Source organism: Pseudomonas sp. ATCC 13867 (assembly GCF_000349845.1).
Lineage (GTDB): Bacteria > Pseudomonadota > Gammaproteobacteria > Pseudomonadales > Pseudomonadaceae > Pseudomonas.
On record NC_020829.1, the window covers coordinates 1,187,242 to 1,212,568 of the forward strand.

26 protein-coding genes are annotated in these 25,327 nt (G+C 64.2%); 18 read left to right on the plus strand and 8 right to left on the minus strand.

The features are described from left to right. Window positions 1-8 precede the first annotated feature (8 nt). The gene (locus H681_RS05435; protein ID WP_015475832.1) at window positions 9-533 is read right to left on the minus strand and encodes a KdsC family phosphatase; all 525 of its coding nucleotides are present in this window, start codon (window positions 531-533) and stop codon (window positions 9-11) included. Beyond that, window positions 534-1,508, minus strand: a complete 975-nt coding sequence (locus tag H681_RS05440) for a KpsF/GutQ family sugar-phosphate isomerase (protein ID WP_015475833.1) — start codon at window positions 1,506-1,508, stop codon at window positions 534-536. A 240-nt stretch (window positions 1,509-1,748) separates the two neighbouring features. Between H681_RS05440 and H681_RS05445 the strand changes: the two genes are divergently transcribed. The 10 genes from H681_RS05445 to hisC all read left to right on the plus strand — a co-directional run bounded on the left by H681_RS05445 (window position 1,749) and on the right by hisC (window position 9,585). Beyond that, the gene (locus tag H681_RS05445; protein WP_015475834.1) at window positions 1,749-2,558 is read left to right on the plus strand and encodes an ATP-binding cassette domain-containing protein; all 810 of its coding nucleotides are present in this window, start codon (window positions 1,749-1,751) and stop codon (window positions 2,556-2,558) included. Further along, window positions 2,558-3,355 carry a lipid asymmetry maintenance ABC transporter permease subunit MlaE gene (mlaE, locus tag H681_RS05450; protein ID WP_015475835.1) on the plus strand — a complete coding sequence of 266 codons (798 nt, stop codon included), beginning with the start codon at window positions 2,558-2,560 and terminating at the stop codon, window positions 3,353-3,355. Before H681_RS05445 ends, mlaE begins: the two co-directional genes overlap by 1 nt. Continuing rightward, window positions 3,355-3,828, plus strand: a complete 474-nt coding sequence (gene mlaD / locus H681_RS05455; protein ID WP_015475836.1) for an outer membrane lipid asymmetry maintenance protein MlaD — start codon at window positions 3,355-3,357, stop codon at window positions 3,826-3,828. Before mlaE ends, mlaD begins: the two co-directional genes overlap by 1 nt. Window positions 3,829-3,839: 11 nt before the next feature. Beyond that, window positions 3,840-4,493: a Tgt2/MlaC family protein gene (locus tag H681_RS05460; protein WP_015475837.1), complete on the plus strand. Its 654-nt coding sequence runs from the start codon at window positions 3,840-3,842 to the stop codon at window positions 4,491-4,493. Then, window positions 4,490-4,798, plus strand: a complete 309-nt coding sequence (locus H681_RS05465; protein ID WP_015475838.1) for an STAS domain-containing protein — start codon at window positions 4,490-4,492, stop codon at window positions 4,796-4,798. The genes H681_RS05460 and H681_RS05465 overlap by 4 nt, the downstream gene beginning before the upstream one ends. 110 nt (window positions 4,799-4,908) lie before the next feature. Next, window positions 4,909-5,148, plus strand: coding sequence for a BolA family protein (locus H681_RS05470; protein ID WP_015475839.1), 240 nt, complete (start codon window positions 4,909-4,911; stop codon window positions 5,146-5,148). Window positions 5,149-5,168: 20 nt separating this feature from the next. Further along, complete coding sequence (gene murA, locus H681_RS05475) at window positions 5,169-6,434, plus strand: UDP-N-acetylglucosamine 1-carboxyvinyltransferase (protein WP_015475840.1); 1,266 nt, start codon at window positions 5,169-5,171, stop codon at window positions 6,432-6,434. 14 nt (window positions 6,435-6,448) lie between these two features. Then, window positions 6,449-7,084: an ATP phosphoribosyltransferase gene (gene hisG, locus H681_RS05480; protein ID WP_015475841.1), complete on the plus strand. Its 636-nt coding sequence runs from the start codon at window positions 6,449-6,451 to the stop codon at window positions 7,082-7,084. Between the two features lie 122 nt (window positions 7,085-7,206). Then, window positions 7,207-8,526, plus strand: a complete 1,320-nt coding sequence (gene hisD, locus H681_RS05485) for a histidinol dehydrogenase (protein ID WP_015475842.1) — start codon at window positions 7,207-7,209, stop codon at window positions 8,524-8,526. A 3-nt stretch (window positions 8,527-8,529) separates the two neighbouring features. Further along, window positions 8,530-9,585, plus strand: a complete 1,056-nt coding sequence (hisC, locus tag H681_RS05490) for a histidinol-phosphate transaminase (protein ID WP_015475843.1) — start codon at window positions 8,530-8,532, stop codon at window positions 9,583-9,585. Window positions 9,586-9,651: 66 nt separating this feature from the next. Here hisC and algW read toward each other — a convergent pair whose 3' ends face one another. Beyond that, a complete protein-coding gene (gene algW / locus H681_RS05495; protein ID WP_015475844.1) occupies window positions 9,652-10,800 on the minus strand; it encodes a Do family serine endopeptidase AlgW in 1,149 nt (382 codons plus the stop codon). Between the two features lie 113 nt (window positions 10,801-10,913). On the opposite strand from algW, the gene H681_RS05500 reads away from it, so the two are divergent. Further along, complete coding sequence (locus H681_RS05500; protein WP_015475845.1) at window positions 10,914-11,672, plus strand: Nif3-like dinuclear metal center hexameric protein; 759 nt, start codon at window positions 10,914-10,916, stop codon at window positions 11,670-11,672. Between the two features lie 31 nt (window positions 11,673-11,703). Here H681_RS05500 and mltB read toward each other — a convergent pair whose 3' ends face one another. Next, a complete protein-coding gene (gene mltB / locus H681_RS05505; protein WP_015475846.1) occupies window positions 11,704-12,810 on the minus strand; it encodes a lytic murein transglycosylase B in 1,107 nt (368 codons plus the stop codon). A gap of 391 nt (window positions 12,811-13,201) precedes the next feature. Here mltB and cysD point away from each other — a divergent pair, with 391 nt between their 5' ends. Both cysD and cysN read left to right on the plus strand, forming a co-directional pair. After that, window positions 13,202-14,119 (plus strand): sulfate adenylyltransferase subunit CysD, encoded by a 918-nt coding sequence (gene cysD, locus H681_RS05510; RefSeq protein ID WP_015475847.1) that lies wholly within the window; start codon window positions 13,202-13,204, stop codon window positions 14,117-14,119. A gap of 12 nt (window positions 14,120-14,131) precedes the next feature. Then, window positions 14,132-16,033, plus strand: a complete 1,902-nt coding sequence (cysN, locus tag H681_RS05515; RefSeq protein WP_015475848.1) for a sulfate adenylyltransferase subunit CysN — start codon at window positions 14,132-14,134, stop codon at window positions 16,031-16,033. A 169-nt stretch (window positions 16,034-16,202) separates the two neighbouring features. On the opposite strand, the gene H681_RS05520 is transcribed toward cysN, so the two are convergent. Next, window positions 16,203-16,643, minus strand: coding sequence for a YhcB family protein (locus tag H681_RS05520; protein ID WP_015475849.1), 441 nt, complete (start codon window positions 16,641-16,643; stop codon window positions 16,203-16,205). A 139-nt stretch (window positions 16,644-16,782) separates the two neighbouring features. Here H681_RS05520 and H681_RS05525 point away from each other — a divergent pair, with 139 nt between their 5' ends. The 3 genes from H681_RS05525 to zapE all read left to right on the plus strand — a co-directional run bounded on the left by H681_RS05525 (window position 16,783) and on the right by zapE (window position 19,999). Continuing rightward, window positions 16,783-17,409 carry an alpha/beta hydrolase gene (locus H681_RS05525; protein WP_015475850.1) on the plus strand — a complete coding sequence of 209 codons (627 nt, stop codon included), beginning with the start codon at window positions 16,783-16,785 and terminating at the stop codon, window positions 17,407-17,409. Between the two features lie 60 nt (window positions 17,410-17,469). Beyond that, entirely contained in the window at window positions 17,470-18,810 is a 1,341-nt protein-coding gene (locus H681_RS05530) for a tryptophan--tRNA ligase (RefSeq protein WP_015475851.1), read from the plus strand. 94 nt (window positions 18,811-18,904) lie between these two features. Beyond that, window positions 18,905-19,999, plus strand: coding sequence for a cell division protein ZapE (gene zapE / locus H681_RS05535; RefSeq protein ID WP_015475852.1), 1,095 nt, complete (start codon window positions 18,905-18,907; stop codon window positions 19,997-19,999). 149 nt (window positions 20,000-20,148) lie between these two features. Here the strand turns inward: zapE and H681_RS05540 are convergent, their stop codons facing one another. Both H681_RS05540 and H681_RS05545 read right to left on the minus strand, forming a co-directional pair. Then, a complete protein-coding gene (locus tag H681_RS05540) occupies window positions 20,149-21,111 on the minus strand; it encodes a hypothetical protein (RefSeq protein ID WP_015475853.1) in 963 nt (320 codons plus the stop codon). A gap of 102 nt (window positions 21,112-21,213) precedes the next feature. Continuing rightward, complete coding sequence (locus H681_RS05545; RefSeq protein ID WP_162140835.1) at window positions 21,214-22,113, minus strand: GlxA family transcriptional regulator; 900 nt, start codon at window positions 22,111-22,113, stop codon at window positions 21,214-21,216. A gap of 253 nt (window positions 22,114-22,366) precedes the next feature. Here H681_RS05545 and H681_RS05550 point away from each other — a divergent pair, with 253 nt between their 5' ends. Next, the gene (locus tag H681_RS05550) at window positions 22,367-23,512 is read left to right on the plus strand and encodes an acyl-CoA dehydrogenase family protein (RefSeq protein ID WP_177324579.1); all 1,146 of its coding nucleotides are present in this window, start codon (window positions 22,367-22,369) and stop codon (window positions 23,510-23,512) included. A 98-nt stretch (window positions 23,513-23,610) separates the two neighbouring features. On the opposite strand, the gene H681_RS05555 is transcribed toward H681_RS05550, so the two are convergent. Continuing rightward, the gene (locus H681_RS05555; protein WP_015475856.1) at window positions 23,611-24,648 is read right to left on the minus strand and encodes an NADP(H)-dependent aldo-keto reductase; all 1,038 of its coding nucleotides are present in this window, start codon (window positions 24,646-24,648) and stop codon (window positions 23,611-23,613) included. A gap of 246 nt (window positions 24,649-24,894) precedes the next feature. Here H681_RS05555 and rplM point away from each other — a divergent pair, with 246 nt between their 5' ends. Further along, window positions 24,895-25,323, plus strand: coding sequence for a 50S ribosomal protein L13 (gene rplM, locus H681_RS05560; RefSeq protein ID WP_015475857.1), 429 nt, complete (start codon window positions 24,895-24,897; stop codon window positions 25,321-25,323). The last annotated feature ends 4 nt before the right edge of the window (window positions 25,324-25,327 follow it).

A 25,327-nucleotide genomic window follows, 5' to 3' on the forward strand; every position in this document is an offset into this window, starting at 1 on the left:
ATTCGGCTCTAGAGGTACGCGCTTTGCGCGGCTTCGAGATTGCCCTGGGCGCGCAGGATCAGCTCGCAGAACTCGCGTGCCGCACCTTCGCCGCCGCGCGCCTGGGTGACGCCGTCGGCATGCTGGCGAACGAACGGGTCGGCGCTGGCCACCGCCATGCCCAGGCCGGCGCGGCGAATGGCCGGCAGGTCAGGCAGATCATCGCCCAGGTAGGCGACCTCCTCATAGCCTAGACCGAGTTCGGCCAGCAGATGATCGAGGGCGACCAGCTTGTCTTCGCGGCCCTGGTACAGGTGATGGATCCCCAGGTTCTGTGCGCGACGTTCGACCACCGGGCTTTGCCGGCCGGTGATGATCGCGGTGCGCACGCCCGAGGCGATGAGCATCTTGATGCCGTGGCCGTCCAGGGTGTTGAAGGTCTTGAACTCGCTGCCGTCGGGCAGGAAGTAGAGCTTGCCGTCGGTCAGCACGCCATCGACGTCGAAGACCGCCAGGCGAATGGCCTTGGCGCGCTGCAGCAGGTCGGCGCTCATTCAGATCACTCCCGCGCGGGTCAGGTCGTGGATATGCAGGACACCCACCGGATGGTCCGTGTCATCGACGACGACGAGGACGCTGATCTTGTGGTCGTCCATGATTTTCAGGGCTTCGGCGGCGAGCATGTCCGGGCGGGCGGTCTTGCCGTGCACGGTCATCACCTGGTCGATGGTCACCTGGCGCACGTCCAGGCCTTTATCCAGGGTGCGGCGCAGGTCGCCGTCGGTGAAGAGACCGGCCAGTGCGCCGTCCTCGTTCAGGACGATGGTCATGCCCAGGCCCTTGCGGGTCATTTCCAGCAGTGCGCCGCTGAGCGAGGTGCCCAGCAGTACCTGGGGCAGTTCCTCGCCGACGTGCATCACGTTCTCGACCTTGAGCAGCAGGCGGCGGCCCAGCGCGCCACCCGGATGCGAGAAGGCGAAGTCCTCGGCGGTGAAGCCGCGGGCTTCCAGCAGGGCGATGGCCAGGGCGTCGCCGAGCACAAGCGAGACGGTGGTCGAGGAGGTGGGGGCGAGGTTCAGCGGGCAGGCTTCCTGTTCGACGCTGGCGTCCAGGTTGACGATCGCGGCCTTGGCCAGCGGCGACTCGGGATTGCCGGTCATGCTGATCAGAGTGATGCCCAGGCGCTTGATCAGGGGCAGCAGCGTGACGATTTCAGCGGTCGAACCGGAGTTGGACAGGGCGATGACTACGTCGTCACGGGTGATCATGCCCATGTCGCCGTGGCTGGCTTCGGCCGGGTGCACGAAGAACGCGGGCGTACCGGTACTGGCCAGGGTGGCGGCAATCTTGTTGCCGACATGCCCGGACTTGCCCATGCCAACCACCACTACGCGACCGGTACAGGCCAGCAGCAGTTTGCAGGCCTGGGTGAAATTCGCGCCGATGCGCGCCAGCAGTGAGTCCACGGCGTCGCGCTCAAGACTAATGGTGCGTTGCGCGGAGTGGATGAAATCGTGATTCTGGCTCATGTTCGAAGGGCGTGGGGCGAAATGAAGGGCGAGATTATAACGGGAAAGCGTCAAAGGCTCATCAAACACGTTGTCAATGTGAGCGTATTTTGCTGAACCCTTCCTTAACGACCCCGGTGCGGGCCTTGGGGCGTCGCTTGCCGGAGTGCTATAGTTCGCGGCCGTTCGGCCTGTCGCGCCGCGCCGTACTCTCGTTGTGGGGGCGGGCTACAGGGACAGTGCCGTGATGCAAGGAGTTCTATGAGCACGAACGACCAATACGCTGTCGAATTGAAGGGGCTGACCTTCAAGCGCGGCCAGCGTGCGATTTTCGATAACGTGGACATCCGCATTCCGCGCGGCAAGGTCACCGGGATCATGGGCCCTTCGGGTTGCGGCAAGACCACCCTGCTGCGGCTGATCGCCGCCCAGTTGCGCCCTGCCAAGGGCGAGGTGTGGGTCAATGGGCAGAACCTTCCCACCCTCGGTCGTGGCGATCTGTTCGACATGCGCAAGCAGTTCGGCGTGCTGTTCCAGAGCGGCGCGCTGTTCACCGACCTGGATGTCTTCGAGAACGTCGCCTTCCCGCTGCGGGTGCATACCCAGCTTCCTGAAGAAATGATTCGTGACATTGTCCTGATGAAGTTGCAGGCCGTGGGCCTGCGCGGGGCGGTGGAATTGATGCCGGATGAGCTGTCCGGCGGCATGAAGCGCCGCGTGGCGCTGGCGCGGGCGATCGCGCTGGACCCGCAGATACTCATGTACGACGAGCCCTTCGTGGGTCAGGACCCGATCGCCATGGGCGTTCTGGTGCGCCTGATCCGCCTGCTCAACGATGCGCTGGGCATTACCAGCATCGTGGTGTCGCACGACCTGGCGGAGACGGCCAGCATCGCTGACTACATCTATATCGTCGGCGACGGCCGCGTGCTCGGGCACGGTACGCCGGACCAACTGCAGCAGCTCGACGATGCGCGCGTGCGCCAATTCATGAAGGGCATCCCCGACGGTCCCGTGCCATTCCATTATCCTGCCCGCGATTATCGCGCCGATCTGCTGGGAGAACGCTGATGCGCAAGACTTCACAGCTCGAGCGAGTCCGACTGCTCGGGCGCGCGGGCCTCGATGTCCTCGAGGCGCTCGGCCGTTCGACCCTGTTCCTGGTCCATGCGATCTTCGGTCGTGGGGTTCACAGCGGGGCCTTCCAGTTGCTGATCAAGCAGCTGTACGCCGTGGGCGTGCTGTCGCTGGCGATCATCGTGGTGTCCGGGCTGTTCATCGGCATGGTGCTGGCCCTGCAGGGCTACAACATCCTGGTGAGCTATGGTTCGGAACAGGCGGTTGGGCAGATGGTGGCGCTGACCCTGTTGCGTGAACTGGGACCGGTGGTAACGGGTCTGTTGTTCGCAGGACGCGCCGGTTCGGCGCTGACCGCCGAAATCGGCAACATGAAGTCCACTGAACAACTGTCGAGCCTGGAGATGATTGGCGTCGATCCGCTCAAGTACATCATCGCGCCGCGCCTGTGGGCCGGTTTCATCTCCATGCCTCTGCTGGCGGCGATCTTCAGCGTCGTCGGCATCTGGGGCGGGGCGATGGTCGCGGTGGACTGGCTGGGTGTGTACGACGGTTCCTACTGGTCGAACATGCAGAACAGCGTGCAGTTCACCAAGGACATCCTCAATGGTGTGATCAAGAGCGTGGTGTTCGCCTTCGTGGTGACATGGATCGCCGTCTTCCAGGGCTATGACTGCGAGCCCACCTCGGAAGGTATCAGCCGCGCAACGACGCGCACCGTAGTCTATGCCTCCCTGGCCGTGCTGGGGTTGGACTTCATCCTGACCGCTTTGATGTTTGGAGACTTCTGATGCAAACCCGCACCCTGGAAATCGGTGTAGGCCTGTTCATTCTGGCCGGTCTGCTGGCCCTGTTGTTGCTGGCCCTGCGGGTCAGCGGTCTGACCATTGGCGATTCGGGCGATACGTATAGGCTATACGCCTATTTCGACAATATTTCCGGTGTCACCGTGCGCGGCAAGGTGACGATGGCCGGTGTGACCATCGGCAAGGTCACCGCGATCGATCTGGATCACGACACCTACCGCGGGCGCGTGACGATGGAGATCAATCGCCAGGTGAACAACCTGCCGGACGACTCCACCGCCTCCATCCTCACCGCCGGCCTGCTGGGCGAGAAGTACATCGGTATCAGCGTTGGCGGCGACGAGGAGTTGCTCAAGGATGGCGATACCATCAAGGACACCCAGTCCGCCTTGGTGCTCGAAGACCTGATCGGCAAATTCCTGCTGAATTCGGTCAACAAAGACGATTCGAAGAAATGAGGATTCATCCCATGCTGAAAACCTTGCGTCGTGGCCTTCTGGTCGTGCTCGCCGTGCTGCCGCTGTTCGCCCAGGCCGAGCAGACCGCTCAGCAGGTGGTGCAACAGACCGTCGACAGCCTGTTGAGCGATCTGCAAACCAACAAGGCGTCTTACAAGACCAATCCCCAGGCGTTCTACGACACCCTGAACCGCATTCTCGGCCCGGTAGTGGATTCCGAGGGCATCGCCAGGGGCGTGATGACCGTCAAGTACTCCCGCCAGGCCACTCCGGAGCAGATCAAGCGCTTCGAGGAAACCTTCAAGAACAGCCTGTTCCAGTTCTACGGCAATGCGCTGCTCGAGTACGACAACCAGACCATCCGCGTGCTGCCGTCCGCCGGCAAGCAGGATCCGGAGCGTACCTCGGTCAACATGGAAGTGGTCGGCTCCAATGGTGCCGTGTATCCGGTGCAGTACACCATGGTCAACCAGGGCGGCGCCTGGCGCCTGCGTAACGTGATCATCAACGGCATCAATATCGGCAAGCTGTTCCGCGACCAGTTCGCCGACTCCATGCAGAAGAACCGCAACGATCTGGAAGCAACCATTGCCGGTTGGGGGCAGGTTGTCGCCAAGGCCAAGGATGCAGCCAAGGGCCAGCCGTCGGAAGGCGGCGCCCAATGAGTCAGGGCAGCGTCACCGAGCGCGCTGCCGGCGAGCTGGCACTGGCCGGCGTGCTGGACTACAGCACCGGGCCTGGGCTGCGTGAGCAGGGTGGTCGGCTGATCGCCGCGAGCAAGGCCGGCGCCCTGCGCCTGGATTGCTCGGCGGTGGAGCGCTCCAGCAGCGTCGGTTTGTCGCTGCTGTTGTCCTTCACCCGTGACGCACACAAGTCTGGCAAGACGCTGCAGATCGTCGGAATGCCCCGGGACATGCAGGAAATCGCCAAGGTTGGCGGTCTCCTGGAGATCCTGCCGCTGCAGCACTGAATCGCGAAGAAGGCCCTCTGTCCGCGACTTCCCCTGGCGGGGTTCGCAGGCGGAGGGCTTTTTTGTATCATGGCCGACCCGCGCGCGTAGGGCGCCGAACGAGGTTGAGCATGCAGGCCGTAGAAGTCAAAAACTTCCTGGAATCGAAACTGCCAGGTACCCAGGTTGAAGTGGAAGGTGAAGGCTGCAACTTCCAGTTGAACCTGATCAGTGACGAGCTGGCCGGCCTGAGCCCGGTAAAGCGTCAGCAGCAGATCTATGCCCACCTGAACGAGTGGATCGCCTCGGGCGCCATCCATGCCGTAACCATGAAATTCTTCAGCCGCGCCGCCTGGGCCGAGCGTTCCTGAGCCCACGGGGAAACATTGCAATGGACAAACTGATCATTACCGGCGGCACTCGTCTCGATGGCGAGATCCGCATCTCCGGCGCCAAGAACTCCGCGCTGCCGATCCTTGCCGCGACCCTGCTGGCGGACACCCCGGTGACCGTCTGCAATCTGCCGCACCTGCACGACATCACCACCATGATCGAGCTGTTCGGTCGCATGGGCGTGCAGCCTATCATCGACGAGAAGCTCAACGTCGAAGTCGACGCCAGCACCATCAAGACCCTGGTGGCGCCCTACGAGCTGGTGAAGACCATGCGCGCGTCGATCCTGGTGCTCGGCCCGATGGTCGCCCGCTTCGGCGAAGCCGAAGTCGCGCTGCCCGGCGGCTGCGCCATCGGTTCGCGTCCGGTGGACCTGCACATCCGCGGCCTCGAGGCGATGGGCGCGCAGATCACCGTCGAAGGCGGCTACATCAAGGCCAGGGCCCCGGCCGGCGGCCTGCGTGGCGCGCACTTCTTCTTCGATACCGTCAGCGTGACCGGCACCGAGAACATCATGATGGCCGCCGCACTGGCCAATGGTCGCTCCGTGCTGGAAAACGCCGCGCGCGAGCCCGAGGTCGTCGACCTGGCCAACTGCATCAACGCGATGGGCGGTGACGTCCAGGGCGCCGGCACCGACACCATCGTCATCAACGGCGTGAAGCGCCTGGGCGGCGCCAAGTACAGCGTCATGCCCGACCGCATCGAGACCGGCACCTACCTGGTCGCCGCAGCCGCCACCGGTGGCCGCGTCAAGCTGAAAGACACCGATCCGACCATCCTCGAGGCCGTGCTGGCCAAGCTGGATGAAGCCGGCGCGCACATCAACACCGGCAACAACTGGATCGAGCTGGACATGAAGGGCAACCGGCCGAAGGCGGTGAACATCCGTACCGCGCCGTACCCGGCATTCCCGACCGACATGCAGGCCCAGTTCATCTCCCTGAACGCAGTGGCCGAAGGCACCGGCGCGGTCATCGAGACCGTGTTCGAGAACCGCTTCATGCACGTCTACGAAATGAACCGCATGGGCGCGCAGATCCTGGTCGAAGGCAACACCGCCATCGTCACCGGCGTTCCGCAGCTCAAGGGCGCACCGGTCATGGCGACCGACCTGCGTGCCTCCGCCAGCCTGGTCATCGCCGGCCTGGTAGCCGAAGGCGACACCCTGATCGACCGCATCTACCACATCGACCGTGGCTACGAGTGCATCGAAGAGAAACTGCAACTGCTCGGGGCGAAGATTCGCCGCGTGCCGGGCTAGGGCTGAGCCAGACCATGCTGACGATTGCCCTGTCCAAGGGCCGCATCCTCGACGATACCCTGCCGCTGCTCGCGGCGGCGGGCATCGTGCCGACCGAGAATCCGGACAAGAGCCGCAAGCTGATCATCCCCACCACCCTCGATGACGTGCGCCTGCTGATCGTGCGCGCCACTGACGTGCCGACCTACGTCGAGCACGGCGCCGCCGACCTCGGCGTGGCGGGCAAGGACGTGCTCATGGAGTACGGTGGCCAGGGCCTGTACGAGCCGCTGGACCTGAAGATCGCCAACTGCAAGCTGATGACCGCCGGTGCGGTCGGCGCGCCGGAGCCCAAGGGCCGCCTGCGCGTGGCCACCAAGTTCGTCAACGTCGCCAAGCGCTACTACGCCGAACAGGGCCGCCAGGTCGACGTGATCAAGCTGTACGGCTCGATGGAGCTGGCACCGCTGGTCGGCCTCGCCGACAAGATCATCGATGTGGTCGACACCGGCAATACCCTGCGTGCGAACGGCCTGGAGCCCCAGGAACTGATCGCGCACATCAGCTCGCGCCTGGTGGTGAACAAGGCCTCGATGAAGATGCAGCATGCTCGCATCCAGGCGCTGATCGACACCCTGCGCGACGCGGTGGAGTCTCGACACCGGGCGTAATTCATACCGCGACTTCGGTCGCGGCCGCCTATCCGTGTCATAGCCAAATTTTCTCGGGTGCCCGCACGGTAGGCTTGATAGTCTTGCGGCGCCCGAGAACCTGCCAATTAAAGAGGCCAGCTATGACCGCACCCTTCGCTATCCGTCGACTCAACGCCGCCGATCCGGACTTCGCGCGTCATCTGGACCATCTGCTCTCCTGGGAAAGCGTGTCCGACGATGCCGTGAACCAGCGCGTGCTGGATATCATCGCCGATGTGCGCAGTCGTGGTGACGCGGCGGTCGTGGAGTTCACCCAGCGCTTCGACGGCGTCGAGGCGAAAGCCATGTCCGACCTGATCCTGCCGCGCGAGCGCCTGGAGCTGGCCCTGACCCGCATCACCCCGGCCCAGCGCGAGGCGCTGGAGACGGCCGCCAATCGTGTGCGCAGCTACCACGAGAAGCAGAAGCAGGACTCCTGGCGCTACAGCGAAGCCGACGGCACCGTGCTCGGCCAGCAGGTCACCCCGCTGGACCGCGCCGGCCTGTACGTGCCGGGCGGCAAGGCGTCCTACCCGTCATCCGTGCTGATGAATGCCATCCCGGCCAAGGTTGCCGGCGTCGCCGAAGTGGTGATGGTGGTGCCGACTCCGCGTGGCGAGATCAATGAAATCGTCCTCGCCGCCGCCTGCATCGCCGGTGTCGACCGCGTCTTCACCATCGGTGGCGCCCAGGCCGTGGCCGCGCTGGCCTACGGCACCGAGAGCGTGCCGCAGGTGGACAAGATCGTCGGTCCGGGCAACATCTACGTCGCCACCGCCAAGCGCCACGTGTTCGGCCAGGTCGGCATCGACATGATCGCCGGTCCCTCGGAGATCCTGGTGGTCTGCGATGGCGGCACCGATCCGGACTGGATCGCCATGGACCTGTTCTCCCAGGCCGAGCACGACGAAGACGCCCAGTCGATCCTGGTCAGCCCGGATGCGGCGTTCCTGGATAAAGTCGCCGCCAGCATCGAGAAACTGCTGCCGACGATGGAGCGCGCCGAGATCATCCTCACCTCGCTGAGCAACCGCGGCGCGCTGATCCACGTCGCCGACCAGGAGCAGGCCTGCCAGGTCGCCAACCGTATCGCCCCGGAACACCTGGAGCTGTCGGTGGCCGACCCGGAAAGCTGGCTGCCGAAGATCCGCCACGCCGGGGCCATCTTCATGGGCCGCTACACCGCCGAAGCCCTGGGCGACTACTGCGCCGGGCCGAACCACGTGCTGCCGACTTCCGGCACCGCGCGCTTCTCATCGCCGCTGGGCGTGTATGACTTCCAGAAGCGATCCTCGATCATCTTCTGCTCCGCGCCGGGCGCTTCCGAGCTGGGCAAGACCGCGTCTATCCTGGCCCGCGGCGAGTCCCTCACCGCTCACGCGCGCAGCGCCGAGTTCCGAATCCTGGAGAAGGGTGAATAAAGAATGAGCAAGTTCTGGAGTCCCTTCGTCAAGGAACTGGTGCCCTACGTACCGGGCGAGCAGCCGAAGCTGGCCAAGCTGGTCAAGTTGAATACCAACGAGAACCCCTATGGCCCGTCGCCGAAGGTGGTCGCCGCGATCCAGGCCGAGCTGAACGACAGTCTGCGCCTGTATCCGGACCCCAACGCCGACCGCCTGAAGCAGAGCATCGCCGAGTACTACGGGGTTAAGTCCTCGCAGGTGTTCGTCGGCAACGGCTCGGACGAAGTCCTGGCGCACGCCTTCCACGGGCTGTTCCAGCACGGCAAGCCGCTGCTGTTTCCCGATGTCAGCTACAGCTTCTACCCGGTCTACTGCGGCCTCTACGGCATCGACTTCGAGGCGGTGCCGCTGGACGAGCAGTTCCAGATTCGTGTGGAAGACTACGCGCGCGCCAACGGCGGCATCATCTTCCCCAACCCCAATGCGCCCACCGGTTGCCTGTTGCCGCTGGAGGCCATCGAACGCCTGCTCACGGCCAATCCGGACACCGTGGTGCTGGTGGACGAGGCCTACGTCGACTTCGGTGGAGAGACGGCGATCGCCCTGGTGAACCGCTACCCGAACCTGCTGGTGGCGCAGACGCTGTCCAAGTCGCGCTCCCTGGCCGGCTTGCGCGTGGGCCTGGCGGTCGGCCACGAAGACCTGATCGAGGCGCTGGAGCGAGTGAAGAACAGCTTCAACTCCTACCCGCTGGATCGCCTGGCCCTGGCCGGCGCGGTGGCGTCCTTCGAGGACCAGGCCTACTTCGAGCAGACCCGCAATGCGGTTATCCACAGCCGCGAGAAGCTGGTGGCCGAATTGAAGACCCTGGGCTTCGACGTGCTGCCCTCGGCGGCGAACTTCATCTTCGCCCGTCATCCGCAGCGCGATGGCGCCGGGCTGGCCGCTGCCCTGCGTGAAGAGGGGGTGATCGTGCGCCACTTCAAGCAGGCGCGCATCGATCAGTTCCTGCGCATCACCATCGGCACCGAGGAACAGAACCAGGCGTTGCTGGATGCGCTGCGCCTGAAACTGTGAGTCTGTCGCGGTAAATGAAAACGGCGCCCTCGGGCGCCGTATTCATTTCAGGGCTGGGCTCTGGGCTCAGCCGCCGTTGGGCGCCGGCGGCGGACGCAGGCCGACCTCGGCATTGAGCGTCACCGGCTGGCCGTTGCGCAGTACTTCGATGCTGATCTTCTCGCCCGGCTTGGTGCGCGCCACCTGGTTCATCGAGCGGCGGCCGTCGCCGGCGACCTGGCCGTCGATGCTCAGGATGATGTCGCCCGGCAGCAGGCCGGACTTGGCGGCGGGACCATCGCGGTAGACGCCGGCGACGACGATGCCGGCCTTGCCCTTGAGGTCGAAGGACTCCGCCAGTTCCGGGGTCAGCGGCTGCACTTCGACGCCGAGCCAGCCACGGATCACCTGGCCGTGCTCGATGATCGACTGCATGACCTCCAGGGCCAGCTTGGTCGGGATGGCGAAGCCGATGCCCTGGGAGCCGCCGGACTTGGAGAAGATCGCGGTGTTGATGCCGATCAGGTTGCCGTTGGCGTCCACCAGTGCGCCGCCGGAGTTGCCGGGGTTGATCGCCGCGTCGGTCTGGATGAAGTCTTCGTAAGTGTTCAGGCCCAGCTGGTTGCGGCCGGTGGCGCTGATGATGCCCATGGTGACGGTCTGGCCGACGCCGAAGGGGTTGCCGATGGCCAGGCAGACGTCGCCGGTGTGGATGCCGTCGGAACGGCCGAGCAGGATCGAGGGAAGGTCCTTGAGGTCGATCTTCAGCACCGCGAGGTCGGTCTCGGGGTCGCTGCCCACCAGGCGGGCGATGGTTTCGCGGCCGTCGCGCAGCGCCACGATGATCTGGTCGGCGCCGGCGGTCACGTGGTTGTTGGTCAGCAGGTAGCCTTCCGGGCTCATGATCACCGCCGAACCCAGGCTGGACTCCATGCGCTTCTGCTGTGGCAGGTTATCGCCGAAGAAACGACGGAACAGCGGGTCGTCGAGCATCGAGTTGTTCGGCTTGCTGACCATCTTGGTGGTGTACAGGTTGGCCACGGCCGGAGCGGCGCTGCTCACGGCGTCGGCGTAGCTGACCGGGCCCTGCTGGATGCGGCTGAGCAACGGGGCCTGCTGCAGATGCACTTCCTGTTGCGGTAGACCGACCCACTGGGGGTTATGCTGGATGATCAACAGCGCCAACAGGACGCCAACCAGCACGGGCCAGCCGAGGAAACGCAGGGCCTTCAGCATCGAAGAAAATCCTTGGGGTTGCTTGGCCGGGGGATGGCCGATAGGGTGGCGGCCATTATACGGGCGGCGCGCCAAGAAAATAGACGCCCGGAGCCGTGTTTGGAGGAATTTCTATGGCTATCGCACTGAGCACTCTGGTCGAGGAAGCCGACCGCTACCTGGACGCCGCGAAGGTCCAGGATTACTGCCCAAACGGCCTGCAGGTCGAGGGCCGCCCGCAGGTGCGCCGCATCGTTTCCGGCGTGACCGCCAGCCAGGCGCTGCTGGACGCCGCGGTGGAGGCGGACGCCGATGTGGTACTGGTCCACCACGGCTATTTCTGGAAGGGCGAGAATCCCTGCGTGGTCGGTATGAAGCAGCGGCGCCTGAAGACCCTGCTGAACCGCGACATCAGCCTGCTGGCCTATCACTTGCCACTGGACCTGCACCCCGAGGTCGGCAACAACGTGCAGCTCGGCCGCCAGCTCGGCTTCGAGATCGAAGGACCGCTGGAGCCGGGTAATCCGCGCTCCATCGTGCTGGTCGGCTCGCTGCCCGAACCCATGCTGCCGAGCGATCTGGCGATCCATGTGCGCGATGTGCTGGGCCGCGAGCCGCTACTGGTGGAAGGCGAGCAGCCGATCCGGCGCATCGCCTGGTGCACCGGTGGCGCCCAGGGCTATATCGATCAGGCGGTCGCTGCCGGCGTGGACGCGTACCTGACCGGGGAAGTCTCCGAGCAGACCGTGCATAGCGCGCGGGAAAACGGCATCAGCTTCATCGCTGCCGGCCACCACGCCACCGAGCGCTACGGTGTGCAGGCGCTGGGCGACTACCTGGCCAAGCGCTTCGCCATCGAACATTTGTTCATCGATTGCCCGAATCCCGCCTGAGGCCGGCAGTGACCGGCCCCACCGGGAGGGCTTAGGGGGTCGTGGCGTAGCGCTGGCGCGCCTGCCCCACTGCCTTGCCCAGCTCCCACACCGCCATCGCGTAATGCGTGCTGTGGTTGTAGCGGGTGATCACGTAGAAGTTCGGCAGGCCGTACCAGTACTGGTAGTTGCGGCCCATGTCCAGGCGCAGCAGGCTGGCTTGCTGATGGCCGTTCAGCGAGCTCTGCGGGCGCAGGCCGACGGCGGACAGGGTGGCGACCGGGTACAGGGTCTTGAAGCCGTCTTCCAGGGAGCGGGCCTGGCCGATGGCGGGCACCGCCACCATGTCGCCGCTGATCCAGCCGTGCTGCTTGAAGTAGTTGGCCACGCTGCCGATGGCGTCGTGCGGGTTCCATAGGTCGATGTGGCCGTCGCCGTTGAAGTCCACCGCGTACTGGGTGAAGGAGGAGGGCATGAACTGCCCATAGCCCATCGCACCGGCATAGGAACCACGCAGGGCCAGCGGATCGTCGCCTTCCTTGCGCGCCTGCAGCAGGAACTGCTCCAGCTCGCCGCTGAAGAACTCCGCACGGCGCGGGTAGGAGAAGGACAGGGTGGCCAGAGCGTCGATGATCCGCGTCTTGCCCATGACGCGACCCCAGCGGGTCTCCACACCGATGATGCCGACGATGATCTCCGGCGGGACGCCATAGGTACGGTAGGCGCGCATCAGGTCGCCTTCGTACTGGTTCCAGAACTGCACGCCGTTCTGCACGTTGTCCGGGGTGATGAACTTCTTCCGGTAGCGCAGCCAGGCGCCGTTCGGCCCGCTGGGTGGCGTGTAGCTCGGCGCCTGGCGGTCCATCAGGCGGATCACCCAGTCCAGTTCTTGTGTCTGGGCAAACAGCTCATGCAGGTCCTGCCGCCTGAAGCCGTGCTGGCTCACCATCCTGTCGATGAAACGATTGGCGTTGGCATTGTTCGCGTAATCGCCGCGCAACGGGGTGATGGGCTGCACCGAACCGAACGCCGGGTGCGCGCTGGGCGTGATCAGGGTCGGTGCCTTCGGCTTCTGGGCCTGCTGCGGAGCGGGAGTCGGTTTGCTGCTGCACGCTGAAATCAGGACAAGCAAAGGCAGAGCGAGGGCGATGCGGCGCATGGGAAATCTTCTGGGGCAGGAAACGTGCTGGCTATGCTAGCGCAGCATGCTTCCCAGGCAAGCGCAAGAGGCGAAGTACTGGCGCTCATTCTGTTGCAGAACGCGTTTTCCAGATGATCGGCAGGGGGCGTGCCGGGTTGCTCTCGTGGGCGAGGCGACTCTTTCACCCGAGGTTCGGCGCGATGCGGCATCGGTGCCATCGGTTGCCTGTCATACCTCCGTAGGAATGCGGCCTCGGCCGGTTGTCCGGGGGCTCGACGAGTGAGCGCGGACGGCTATATATGTATATTTTTTCGGTATAAAAGCATCGCCGGTTAGAGTCTTGCGCTGTGTTAGAGTGCGCCCTCGTCTACGGCCCGAAGGCCGTCCATAAGCAATTCCGTGAGTAGCCATGGTCGACAAATTGACGCATCTGAAACAGCTGGAAGCGGAGAGCATCCACATCATCCGCGAGGTCGCCGCCGAGTTCGATAACCCGGTGATGCTGTACTCGATCGGCAAGGACTCCGCCGTGATGCTGCATCTCGCCCGCAAGGCTTTCTTCCCCGGCAAGCTGCCGTTCCCGGTGATGCACGTCGACACTCGCTGGAAGTTCCAGGAGATGTACAGCTTCCGCGACAAGATGGTCAGCGACCTGGGGCTGGATCTGATCACCCACGTCAATCCCGATGGCGTGGCACAGGACATCAACCCCTTCACCCACGGCAGCGCCAAACACACCGACATCATGAAGACCGAAGGCCTCAAACAGGCCCTCGACAAGTACGGCTTCGACGCCGCCTTCGGTGGTGCCCGCCGCGACGAGGAGAAGTCCCGCGCCAAGGAGCGCGTCTACTCCTTCCGTGACAGCAAGCACCGCTGGGACCCGAAGAACCAGCGTCCGGAGCTGTGGAACGTCTACAACGGCAAGGTGAAGAAGGGCGAGTCGATCCGCGTCTTCCCGCTGTCCAACTGGACCGAGCTGGACATCTGGCAATACATCTACCTGGAACAGATCCCGATCGTGCCGCTGTACTTCGCCGAAGAGCGCGAAGTCATCGAGATGAACGGCGCGCTGATCATGATCGACGACGAGCGCATCCTCGAGCACCTCACGCCCGAGCAGAAGGCCAGCATCCAGAAGAAGATGGTGCGTTTCCGCACCCTGGGCTGCTACCCGTTGACCGGCGCGGTGGAGTCCACTGCCACTTCGCTGCCGGAAATCATCCAGGAAATGCTGCTGACGCGAACTTCCGAACGCCAGGGCCGCGTCATCGACCATGACGCCGCCGGCTCGATGGAAGAAAAGAAACGTCAGGGCTACTTCTAAGGTTCTCGCACCATGTCGCATCAATCCGATCTGATCAGCGAGGACATCCTCGCCTACCTGGCCCAGCACGAGCGCAAGGAGCTGTTGCGCTTCCTCACCTGCGGCAACGTCGACGACGGCAAGAGCACCCTGATCGGGCGCCTGCTGCACGATTCCAAGATGATCTATGAAGATCACCTGGAAGCCATTACCCGTGACTCGAAGAAAGTCGGCACCACCGGCGATGACGTCGACCTGGCGCTGCTGGTCGACGGCCTGCAGGCCGAGCGCGAGCAGGGCATCACCATCGACGTGGCGTACCGCTACTTCAGCACCGCCAAGCGCAAGTTCATCATCGCCGACACCCCCGGCCATGAGCAGTACACCCGCAACATGGCCACCGGCGCGTCCACCTGCGACCTGGCCATCATCCTGATCGACGCCCGCTACGGCGTGCAGACCCAGACCCGCCGGCACAGCTTCATCGCCTCGCTGCTGGGCATCAAGCACATCGTTGTCGCCGTCAACAAGATGGACCTGAAGGACTTCGACGAAGGCGTGTTCGAGCAGATCAAGGCCGACTACCTGGCCTTCGCCGAGAAGATCCATCTGAAGACCAGTTCCCTGCACTTCGTGCCGATGTCGGCGCTCAAGGGCGACAACGTGGTCAACAAGTCCGAGCGCTCGCCCTGGTACACCGGCCAGTCGCTGATGGAGATCCTCGAGACCGTTGAGGTGGCGGGCGACCGCAATCTCGACGACATGCGCTTCCCGGTGCAGTACGTCAACCGCCCGAACCTGAACTTCCGCGGCTTCGCCGGCACCCTCGCCAGCGGCATCGTGCGCAAGGGCGACGAAGTCGTGGCCCTGCCGTCGGGCAAGGGCAGCAAGGTCAAGTCCATTGTCACCTTCGAGGGTGAGCTGGAGCAGGCAGGTCCCGGCCAGGCCATTACCCTGACCCTGGAAGACGAGATCGACGTCTCGCGTGGCGACATGCTGGTGCATGCCGATAACCGTCCACAGGTGACCGACGGCTTCGACGCCATGCTGGTGTGGATGGCCGAAGAGCCGATGCTGCCGGGCAAGAAATACGACATCAAGCGCGCCACCAGCTACGTGCCGGGGTCCATCCCGAGCATTGCCCACAAGGTGGACGTGAACACCCTGGAAGAGACTCCCGCCAGCGAACTCAAACTCAATGAGATCGCCCGCGTGAAAGTCAGCCTGGATGCGCCCATCGCACTGGACGGCTACGGCCAGAACCGCACCACCGGCGCCTTCATCGTCATCGACCGCCTGACCAACGGCACCGTCGGCGCCGGCATGATCATCGCCGCCCCGCAGGCCGGTCACGGCACCGCCACGCACCACGGCGCCAATGCCCATGTCGCTCGTGAAGAGCGCGCCGCGCGCTTCGGCCAGCAGCCGGCCACCGTGCTGTTCAGCGGTCTCTCCGGCGCTGGCAAGAGCACCCTGGCCTACGCCGTGGAGCGCAAGCTGTTCGACATGGGACGTGCGGTCTATGTGCTGGATGGCCAGAACCTGCGTCATGACCTGAACAAGGGCCTGCCGCAGGACCGCGCCGGTCGCAACGAGAACTGGCTGCGCACCGCCCATGTGGCCAAGCAGTTCAACGAAGCCGGTCTCATCAGTCTGTGCGCCTTCGTTGCGCCGAGCGCCGAAGGTCGTGAGCAGGCCAAGTCGCTGATCGGAGCCGAGCGCTTCATCACCGTCTACGTCCAGGCTTCTCCGCAGATCTGCCGCGAGCGCGATCCGCAGGGCCTGTACGCCGCCGGCCAGGACAACATCCCGGGCGAGTCCTTCCCCTATGACGTGCCGCTGGATGCCGATCTGGTGATCGACACCCAGACCCAGTCGGTGGAAGAGGGCGTCAAGGCGGTCCTCGACCTGCTCCGCCAGCGCGGCGCGATCTGATCGCCCAGCGCTGATGAAAAAGCCCCGCAGATGCGGGGCTTTTTCTTTTCTGGTTCCCGCCCCCTGACATCTGACGCGGAAGTGCCTGCTTTCGCAGGAGAGACGGGAGCAGCTCGGTGCACCATGAAAAAGCCCCGCGAGTGCGGGGCTTTTCCTACGTAACGGAGACTCAGTATTTGCCTTTCAGCCCATACGTCTCATCCAGCGTACCCGGCCCTTCGCTGGGCTTGGGCGCGTAGTCGCGCGGCGCTTCGTTGTTCGCCGGCGGGGTCAGGCGCTCGCGGCGCTCGGGGTATTCGTCGGCGTGCAGGGCGGCCAGCAGGCGCTGCTTGGTCTGCTCGTCCAGGGCCAGGTGCTCGGCGCCCTCGGACAGGTGATCCTGGACGTCCTGATAGCTCTGGGTGAGCTTCTTCATCAGGCTGGCGGAGGTGCTGAAGTGGGTCACCACTTCGCGCTGGTAGCTATCGAAGCGATCCTGCATGTCGTCCACCTGACGCTGCAGCTTGTTCGGCGCGGCGTTGGGCAGTAGGCGGGCGATCAGGAAACCGATGCCGACCCCGACGATCAGGGCGAGTAGCGGCAGCAACCAGGTGGTGAGGGACTGTTCCACGCGAATCCTTCCTCTATAGACGGCTTTGCTTTACGTTAGCGGCTTGCACCTGTGCTTGTATACCGTGGCGATAGCTTCGCCGCCTGCGCAGGTATTGTGCTAGACGAGACGACCCGCCACGGGGTCACGGAGCTGTTGTTTGACCACCCGCGAAATCCCCCTGTTCCTCGACGGCCCCGACGGCCAGCTGGAAGCCCTGCATCTCGCCACGCTCGACGCCAAGGGTGTCGCGCTGATCTGCCATCCGCATCCGTTGTTCGCCGGCACTATGCAGAACAAGGTGGTCGCCACCCTGCAGCGCGCCGCGCGGGATGCAGGATACGCCACCCTGCGTTTCAATTTTCGTGGCGTGGGGCAGAGCGCCGGCAGCTATGCCGAAGGCCGCGGTGAGATCGACGACGTGCTGGCCGCCGCGCACTGGCTTGCCGAGCAGCATCCGGGCCTGCCGCTGACGCTGATGGGCTTCTCCTTCGGCTCCTGCGTGGCCGGCAACGCCGCAGAGCGCCTGGAAGAAGAGGGCGCTGACCTTGCACAACTGTTCATGCTGGCGCCGCCGGTGGAGCGTTTCGACGTTGACCTGCCGGAGCGCTGCCCGCTGACGGTGATCCAGCCGGAAGCCGACGAAGTGGTCACGCCCGAGCGCGTGTACGCCTGGAGTGCCGGGCTGGGCAAGCCCCACGAACTGATCCGCATCCCCGAGTGCAGCCATTTCTTCCACGGCAAGCTGATCGAGCTCAAGGACCTGATACAGGCCCGGCTCGCCTAGGTCGGCCAGCCGCGTTACCATCCGGCCCGCCATTTCATTTGTGTTGATTCCTGGATTCCCATGACGACCCGTATCCTGACCGGCATCACCACCACCGGTACTCCGCACCTGGGCAACTACGCCGGCGCCATCCGCCCGGCCATCGTTGCCAGCCGCGATCCGCAGGCAGATTCCTTCTACTTCCTGGCCGACTACCACGCGCTGATCAAGTGCGATGACCCGGCGCGCATCCAGCGTTCGCGCCTGGAGATCGCCGCCACTTGGCTGGCCTGCGGCCTGGATGCTGACAAGGCGACCTTCTATCGGCAATCCGACATTCCCGAAATCCCCGAACTGACCTGGCTGCTCACCTGCGTCAGCGCCAAGGGCCTGCTTAACCGCGCCCACGCCTACAAGGCCTCGGTGGACAAGAACGTCGAGGCCGGTGAAGACCCGGACGCCGGCGTCACCATGGGCCTGTACAGCTACCCGGTGCTGATGGCCGCGGACATCCTGATGTTCAACGCGCACAAGGTGCCGGTCGGCCGCGACCAGATCCAGCACGTGGAAATGGCCCGCGACATCGGCCAGCGCTTCAACCACCTGTTCGGCAACGGCAAGGAACTGTTCACCCTGCCGGAAGTGGTGATCGAGGAAGACGTGGCGACCCTGCCGGGCCTGGACGGACGCAAGATGTCCAAGAGCTACGACAACACCATCCCGCTGTTCGGCAGCGCCAAGCAGCTCAAGGACGCCGTGGCGCGCATCGTCACCGACTCGCGCGCGCCGGGCGAGCCGAAGGACCCGGACAATTCGCACCTGTTCACCCTGTACCAGGCCTTCTCCACCCACGAGCAGGAGGCGGCGTTCCGCGCCGAGTTGCTCGGTGGCCTGGCCTGGGGCGAAGCCAAGCAGCGCCTGTTCGAACTGCTCGATAACGAGCTGGGCGAGGCCCGTGAACGCTACCATGCGCTGATCACCCGACCGGCCGACCTGGAGGACATCCTCCTGGCCGGTGCCGCCAAGGCTCGTCGCATCGCCACCCCGTTCCTCGGCGAGCTGCGCGAGGCCGTTGGCCTGCGTTCGTTCCGCGAGCAGGTGCAGGTGGCCAGCGAAGGCAAGAAGAAGGCCGCCAAGGCCGCGCGCTTCGTCAGCTTCCGCGAGGATGACGGCTTCCGTTTCCGCCTGCTGGATGCCGCTGGCGAGCAACTGCTGCTGTCCATCGCCTTCGCCGATGGCAAGGCCGCCGGTCAGGTGACCAAGCGCCTGCAGTCCGAGGAGCTGGATCTGCACGCCGAGCTGAACGCCTTCAGCGTGCGCCTGGATGGCGAAGCCGTGGCGTACAGCCCGGAGTTCTCCACCGACACGGAACGCGACGCCGCCATGCAGCGTCTGCGCGAGGCCCTCGCTCCGCAGGAGTGAGGGTTGGCAGGCCGGTCCGACTACCGGCCAATTGCCAAGCAACGGGGGCGCCGCTACAGTGTGCGCCCCCGTTTTCGTTACCTTGCTACTGATCATGACGCCTCTTCAGCGCTACCAGGAAGACCTGAAACGCCCCGATTTCTTCCACGACGCCGCACAAGCGAACGCCGTGAAGCACCTGCAACGCCTCTACGACGACCTGATCGCTGCGGATAAAGGCAAGTCCGGGCTGTTCGGCAAGCTGCTGGGCAAGAAGTCCCAGGAGCCGGTGAAGGGCCTGTACTTCTGGGGCGGCGTCGGCCGCGGCAAGACCTACCTGGTGGACACCTTCTTCGAAGCGCTGCCCTTCAAGCAGAAGATGCGCACGCACTTCCACCGCTTCATGAAGCGCGTCCACGAGGAAATGAAGACCCTCAAGGGCGAGAAGAACCCGCTGACCATCATCGGCAAGCGTTTCGCCGACGAGGCCCGGGTGATCTGCTTCGACGAATTCTTCGTCTCCGACATCACCGACGCGATGATCCTTGCGACCCTGCTGGAGGAGCTGTTCAAGAACGGCGTCAGCCTGGTGGCGACCTCCAACATCGTGCCGGACGGCCTGTACAAGGACGGCCTGCAGCGCGCCCGCTTCCTGCCGGCCATCGCGCTGGTCAAGCAGCACACCGAAGTGGTCAACGTCGACAGCGGCGTGGATTACCGCCTGCGCGCCCTGGAACAGGCCGAGCTGTACCACTGGCCGCTGTCCGAACAGGCCGAGCAGGCCATGAGCCGCGACTTCAAGGCGCTGACCCCGGACTGCGCCGCGGCGACCCGCGACGACGCGCTGATGATCGAGAACCGCGAGATCCGCGCGCGCATCACCTGCGATGACGTGGCCTGGTTCGAATTCCGCGAGCTGTGCGACGGTCCGCGCAGCCAGAACGACTACATCGAGCTGGCGAAGATCTTCCACGCGATCCTGATTTCCAACGTCGAGCAGATGAACGTGGCCAAGGACGACATGGCCCGCCGCTTCATCAATCTGGTGGACGAGTTCTACGACCGCAACGTCAAGCTGATCCTCTCCGCCGAGGTGGAGCTCAAGGACCTGTACACCGGTGGCCGCCTGGAGTTCGAATTCCAGCGCACCCTGAGCCGCCTGCTGGAAATGCAGTCCCACGAATACCTGAGCCGCCCGCACCGTCCCTGAGAGAGCGATGAACGAAAAAGGCTGCCCGAGGGCAGCCTTTTTGTTTTTCAGCTCTTCGTAGGAGCGAGCTTGCTCGCGAACATTTCACCGGCAGCTCAGGTGCTGGGCGATTCGCGAGCAAGCTCGCTCCTACAAGACGGCCTTAACGATCAGTGCTGCGCTATCTCCTGCTGCGCCTTCTTCAGCAGTTGCTGGGCATGGGCGACCTCCAGCGCTTCCATCGCGGTGATCGGCTGGATCGCCGTAGCCTTCTTCAACTGTTCCAGCGCCTTCTGCTCCTCGTCCTCGCCGTACACGTAGTTCAGCGCGTTGGCGTATTCATAGTGGCCGATCGGCAGATCGCTGGCGGCGCGGAAGGAACGAGCGAAGTATTGCTCCATCTTGTCCGCACTGACCCCGTAGGTCATCTTGCCGACCAGCTTGCCGACCTTGCGGATCACACCGGCCTCATAGCCGCCGTAGAGCGCCAGGGCGAAGGGTTGGTTGGGCTGCTGGGCCAGCAGGGCATCCAGCTCCTTGGGAATGTCGCCGGTGTAGCCGCGCTTGAGTACCACCGGCACCGGCAGGTCCTCGGCCAGGCGTGCCTTGGCATAGGCGCGGCCGAACTGGGCGATGGGGTCGGCGTTGAGCAGCGGTCCGGCGGCGTCGGTGTAGCTGATCACTTCTTCGAGCAGGCGCTGTTTTTCCTCCTGGGTCGGCGCGAGGAACAGGGCGTAAAGGGTCTGGGCGAACATCGCCGGTACCTGGCCGCCGACGCCCAGCGCCAGACCGTCTTTCTTGGCCTGGGCGAAGTCGCCGCGGAATACCTTGCGCCACACGTCCTGCAGTCTTTCGGCATAGACCTGTGCTTCCTCCGGCTTGCCGCTGAAGCCGGTACCGGCGACGACGGTCTTCTCCAGGGTGTCGGGGTGCCGGGTGGCCATAGTCACGACCCAGTCGGCGTCGGGGTAGGGGTAGTTGCCGAAGCCGCGAGTCAGCTTCGGCCAGGCGGCGCGTAGCTTGTCGCCGCTGTAGTCGAAGGCGCTCTGGTCGTAGGGGAAGGGTTTCCAGGTGTCGTCCGCCACAGCGGTCAGGCTGAAGGCGGCCAGCAGGGCAAGCAGAAAGCGGTGCATGGCGATATCCCGTGGTTCTTGTTGTCAGGGCGGCCCGTGAAGGCGTCAGGTGATCATAGGGCGCGTCCTGAGGGCGGGAACCCATCCTAGGGATGGCGTGTTTCAGGCTTCCTTCCGCTCGTACTGGCGGCGGTAGTGGTTCGGCGACAACCCGGTGTGCTGGCGGAACAGCCGGGCGAAGAAGCTGGCGTCGTCGTAGCCGACTTCGTAGCTGATGGTCTTGATGCTCTTGCGGGTGGTCGACAACAGGTTGCGTGCGGTCTCGATGCGCAGGCGCTGCAGGTAGTGCAGCGGCTTGTCGCCGGTGGCGGCCTGGAAGCGTCGCATGAAGTTGCGGATGCTCATGCCGTGCTCGCGGGCCACATCCTCGAAGCGGAACTTGTCGCAGAAGTGTTCTTCGAGCCAGTGCTGGATCTGCAGGATGGCCGGGTCGTGGTGCAGCTTCTGTCCGCCGAAGCCGAGGCGGCCTGGCGTGTAGCTGCGCTGTACTTCGTAAAGGATGTCGCGGGCCACACCCTGGGCCACGGCGGCGCCGCAGAAGTGTTCGATCAGGTAGATGTACAGGTCGCGGACCGAGGTCAGGCCGCCGGCGCTGTAGATGTTGTCGGCGTCGGCGATGTGCTTTTCCTGGTTGAGCAGTACCTTCGGATAGCGCTCGGAAAATTCGCGGAAGAAGCGCCAGTAGGTGGTCGCTTCCTTGCCGTCGAGCAGGCCGGCTTCGGCCAGCCAGAACACGCCGGACACCTCGCCGCAGAGCACGCTGCCGGCGGCGTGGCGCTCGCGCAGCCAGGGCAGTACCTCGGGGTAATGGCTCAGCAACTCGTCGAAGTCTCCCCAGAAGGCGGGGAGGATCACCAGTTCCGGATCGTCGAGTGCGCCCTGCACCGGCAGCGTATCGCCACTGAAGCTGGTCACCGGCTTGCCGTCCGGGCTGATGATGCGGGTCTGGAAGCCGGGTTGCAGGCCCAGGCCCTGTTGGCGGCCGTGGCGCAGGCTGGCCATGTGGAAGAAGTCCTTGGCCTGCATCAGGGTGGAGGCGAAGACGCCGTGGGTGGCGAGGATGCTGACGCGGCGCAGCACGCTGGAAGCTGGGGTGGGCATCGATTCTTGTGCTTCTTATGGATGTCTTGGCATGACGCTAAAGCGGTCATGATGCGGCTGGATCGTCTTATTTTTTGGCGAAAGTGTCCAGTGCAGAGCGGTTCGTGCTGGCCTACAGTCGGCCTTCCTACAATTCCTATAATCCAATCCGCAGGTGCACCGCATGATTCCAAGAACCCTGTTCAGTTCCGACCATGAACTGTTCCGTGACAGCGTCCGCAAGTTCCTCGAACAGGAGGCGGTGCCGTACCACGCCCAGTGGGAAAAGGATGGGCACATCGACCGACAGCTGTGGAACAAGGCCGGTGAGGCGGGAATGCTCTGCTCGCACCTGCCCGAGGCCTACGGTGGCATGGCGGCGGACTTCCTCTACAGCGCCGTGGTGATCGAGGAGATCGGCCGCCTGGGGTTGACCGGCATCGGTTTCTCCCTGCATTCGGACATCGTCGCGCCCTACATCCTCCACTACGGCAGCGAAGAGCTGAAGCAGCGCTACCTGCCCAAGCTGATCTCCGGCGAAATGGTCTCGGCCATCGCCATGACCGAGCCGGGCGCCGGCTCCGACCTGCAAGGCGTGAAGACCACCGCCGTGCTGGATGGCGACGAATACGTGATCAATGGCTCGAAGACCTTCATCACCAACGGCTGGCTGGCCGACCTGGTGATCGTGGTCGCCAAGACCGATCCCAAGGCCGGCGCCAAGGGTACCAGCCTGTTCCTGGTGGAAGCGGGTACGCCGGGCTTCTCCAAGGGCAAGCGTCTGGAAAAGGTCGGCATGAAGGCGCAGGACACCTCCGAGCTGTTCTTCCAGGACGTGCGCATTCCCAAGGCGAACCTGCTGGGGCAGGAAGGGCAGGGCTTCATCTACCTGATGCAGGAGCTGCCCCAGGAGCGCCTGACCGTGGCCCTCGGCGCCCTGGCCTCGGCCGAAGCGGCGCTGAAATGGACGCTGGACTACACCCGTGAGCGCAAGGCCTTCGGCAAGTCCGTGGCGGACTTCCAGAACACGCGCTTCAAGCTGGCGGAAATTGCCACGGAAGTTCAGGTGGGCCGGGTCTTCGTCGACCGCTGCCTGGAGCAGCACCTGGAAGGCAAGCTGGACGTCCCCACTGCGGCGATGGCCAAGTACTGGACCACCGACCTGCAGTGCAAGGTGCTCGACGAGTGCGTGCAGTTGCACGGCGGCTACGGCTACATGTGGGAGTATCCGATCGCTCGTGCGTGGGCCGATGCGCGTGTGCAGCGCATCTATGCCGGCACCAACGAGATCATGAAGGAAATCATCGCCCGCGCGCTGTAATAAGCGGGCAGCCTTGTAGGAGCGAGCTTGCTCGCGAACCGCCCGGCTCCGGGGTTGCCGGGGAAATGCTCGCGAGCAAGCTCGCTCCTGCGAAAGGCTCAAGGCGCCGGGTTCGGCTGCTCCTTGTGGATCGCCTCGATACCGGCCAGCACCTCGTCGGAGAGCTTCAGCTCGAAGCTGCCAAGGTTGGCCTCCAGTTGTTCGAGGCTGGTGGCGCCGATGATGTTGCTGGTCACGAACGGCTGGCGACTGACGAAGGCCAAGGCCATCTGCGCCGGGTCCAGGCCGTGCTCGCGGGCCAGGGCGACGTAGCGGTCGCAGGCCGCCTCGCTCTGCGGATTGGTGTAGCGGGTGAAGCGGCTGAACAGGGTGATCCGCGCGTTCGCTGGCCGGGCGCCGCCGAAGTATTTGCCCGAAAGCATGCCGAAGGCCATCGGCGAGTAGGCCAGCAGGCCGCACTGTTCTCGGATCGCGATTTCCGCCAGGCCGACTTCGAAACTGCGGTTGAGCAGGTTGTAAGGGTTCTGGATCGACACGGCGCGCGGCCAGCCGCGCTCCTGGGCGATCTGCAGGAAACGCATGGTGCCCCAGGGCGTCTCGTTGGACAGGCCGACGTGGCGGATCTTGCCGGCGCGAACCTGCTCGTCGAGCACTTCCAGGGTGTCTTCCAGCGCCGTGAAGCTTTCTTCCTTGTGCTGGTAGCCCAGTTGGCCGAAGAAGTTGGTGCTGCGCTCGGGCCAGTGCAACTGGTAGAGGTCGATCCAGTCGGTCTGCAGGCGCTTGAGGCTGCCGTCCAGCGCTTCGACGATGTTCTTGCGGTCATGCCGGGGCTGGCCGCCACGGATATGGCCGATGGAATTGCCGGGGCCGGCAATCTTGCTGGCGAGCACCCAATCGGCGCGATCGCCGCGCCGGGCGAACCAGTTGCCGATGATCTGCTCGGTGCGGGTGTAGGTTTCCGCACGCGGCGGCACCGGGTACATCTCGGCAGTATCGATGAAATTCAGCCCGGCGGCCTTGGCCCGCTCGATCTGGGCGAAAGCCTCGTCCTGCGTGTTCTGCTCGCCCCAGGTCATGGTTCCCAGGCAGAGGGTGCTGACTTTCAGTTCGGTGCGGCCGAGCGGGCGGTACTCCATGCGGGTCTCCTCATGAAAACAAGTGCGCAAAGCGGTTGAAAATTCTGCCGGAATCTGCATAATTCCGCAGCCTTTCATCGGTGGGGGATGCCAAAGCCTGCCGATCGATACATCTAGTCGTTACGGACGCACACCGACCCGAGCCCCAATTCGTGTCTGTCTTCGGCTGTCCTTGACTTGTCAAGGCAACCACTGTCCAGTAAGATTCGCCGTCTTATTTTCAGGCGGCCCCTGAGGCTATAACGAATGAAAACTTATACCGCGAAACCAGAAACTGTTAAGCGCGACTGGTTCGTCGTCGACGCTGCTGGCCTGACCCTGGGTCGTCTGGCTACCGAGATTGCTACCCGCCTGCGCGGCAAGCACAAGCCGGAATACACCCCGCACGTTGACACCGGCGACTACATCGTCGTCATCAACGCCGAGCAGGTTCGTGTCACTGGCGCCAAAGCTACCGACAAGATGTACTACCATCACTCGGGCTTCCCGGGCGGTATCAAGTCGATCAACTTCGAGAAGCTGATCGCCAAGGCTCCTGAGCGTGTTATCGAGACTGCCGTCAAAGGCATGCTGCCGAAGAACCCGCTGGGCCGCGACATGTACCGCAAGCTGAAAGTGTACAAGGGTGCCAACCACCCGCACACCGCTCAGCAGCCTCAAGAACTGAAGATTTAACGGG

What these genes read in the sequence shown, in the direction of transcription:
- H681_RS05435 (WP_015475832.1), bottom strand. Translation starts at nt 533, where the DNA reads ATGAGCGCCGACCTGCTGCAGCGCGCCAAGGCCATTCGCCTGGCGGTC.
- H681_RS05440 (WP_015475833.1), bottom strand. Translation starts at nt 1,508, where the DNA reads ATGAGCCAGAATCACGATTTCATCCACTCCGCGCAACGCACCATTAGT.
- H681_RS05445 (WP_015475834.1), top strand. Translation starts at nt 1,749, where the DNA reads ATGAGCACGAACGACCAATACGCTGTCGAATTGAAGGGGCTGACCTTC.
- mlaE (WP_015475835.1), top strand. Translation starts at nt 2,558, where the DNA reads ATGCGCAAGACTTCACAGCTCGAGCGAGTCCGACTGCTCGGGCGCGCG.
- mlaD (WP_015475836.1), top strand. Translation starts at nt 3,355, where the DNA reads ATGCAAACCCGCACCCTGGAAATCGGTGTAGGCCTGTTCATTCTGGCC.
- H681_RS05460 (WP_015475837.1), top strand. Translation starts at nt 3,840, where the DNA reads ATGCTGAAAACCTTGCGTCGTGGCCTTCTGGTCGTGCTCGCCGTGCTG.
- H681_RS05465 (WP_015475838.1), top strand. Translation starts at nt 4,490, where the DNA reads ATGAGTCAGGGCAGCGTCACCGAGCGCGCTGCCGGCGAGCTGGCACTG.
- H681_RS05470 (WP_015475839.1), top strand. Translation starts at nt 4,909, where the DNA reads ATGCAGGCCGTAGAAGTCAAAAACTTCCTGGAATCGAAACTGCCAGGT.
- murA (WP_015475840.1), top strand. Translation starts at nt 5,169, where the DNA reads ATGGACAAACTGATCATTACCGGCGGCACTCGTCTCGATGGCGAGATC.
- hisG (WP_015475841.1), top strand. Translation starts at nt 6,449, where the DNA reads ATGCTGACGATTGCCCTGTCCAAGGGCCGCATCCTCGACGATACCCTG.
- hisD (WP_015475842.1), top strand. Translation starts at nt 7,207, where the DNA reads ATGACCGCACCCTTCGCTATCCGTCGACTCAACGCCGCCGATCCGGAC.
- hisC (WP_015475843.1), top strand. Translation starts at nt 8,530, where the DNA reads ATGAGCAAGTTCTGGAGTCCCTTCGTCAAGGAACTGGTGCCCTACGTA.
- algW (WP_015475844.1), bottom strand. Translation starts at nt 10,800, where the DNA reads ATGCTGAAGGCCCTGCGTTTCCTCGGCTGGCCCGTGCTGGTTGGCGTC.
- H681_RS05500 (WP_015475845.1), top strand. Translation starts at nt 10,914, where the DNA reads ATGGCTATCGCACTGAGCACTCTGGTCGAGGAAGCCGACCGCTACCTG.
- mltB (WP_015475846.1), bottom strand. Translation starts at nt 12,810, where the DNA reads ATGCGCCGCATCGCCCTCGCTCTGCCTTTGCTTGTCCTGATTTCAGCG.
- cysD (WP_015475847.1), top strand. Translation starts at nt 13,202, where the DNA reads ATGGTCGACAAATTGACGCATCTGAAACAGCTGGAAGCGGAGAGCATC.
- cysN (WP_015475848.1), top strand. Translation starts at nt 14,132, where the DNA reads ATGTCGCATCAATCCGATCTGATCAGCGAGGACATCCTCGCCTACCTG.
- H681_RS05530 (WP_015475851.1), top strand. Translation starts at nt 17,470, where the DNA reads ATGACGACCCGTATCCTGACCGGCATCACCACCACCGGTACTCCGCAC.
- zapE (WP_015475852.1), top strand. Translation starts at nt 18,905, where the DNA reads ATGACGCCTCTTCAGCGCTACCAGGAAGACCTGAAACGCCCCGATTTC.
- H681_RS05540 (WP_015475853.1), bottom strand. Translation starts at nt 21,111, where the DNA reads ATGCACCGCTTTCTGCTTGCCCTGCTGGCCGCCTTCAGCCTGACCGCT.
- H681_RS05545 (WP_162140835.1), bottom strand. Translation starts at nt 22,113, where the DNA reads ATGGCCAGCCTGCGCCACGGCCGCCAACAGGGCCTGGGCCTGCAACCC.
- H681_RS05555 (WP_015475856.1), bottom strand. Translation starts at nt 24,648, where the DNA reads ATGGAGTACCGCCCGCTCGGCCGCACCGAACTGAAAGTCAGCACCCTC.
- rplM (WP_015475857.1), top strand. Translation starts at nt 24,895, where the DNA reads ATGAAAACTTATACCGCGAAACCAGAAACTGTTAAGCGCGACTGGTTC.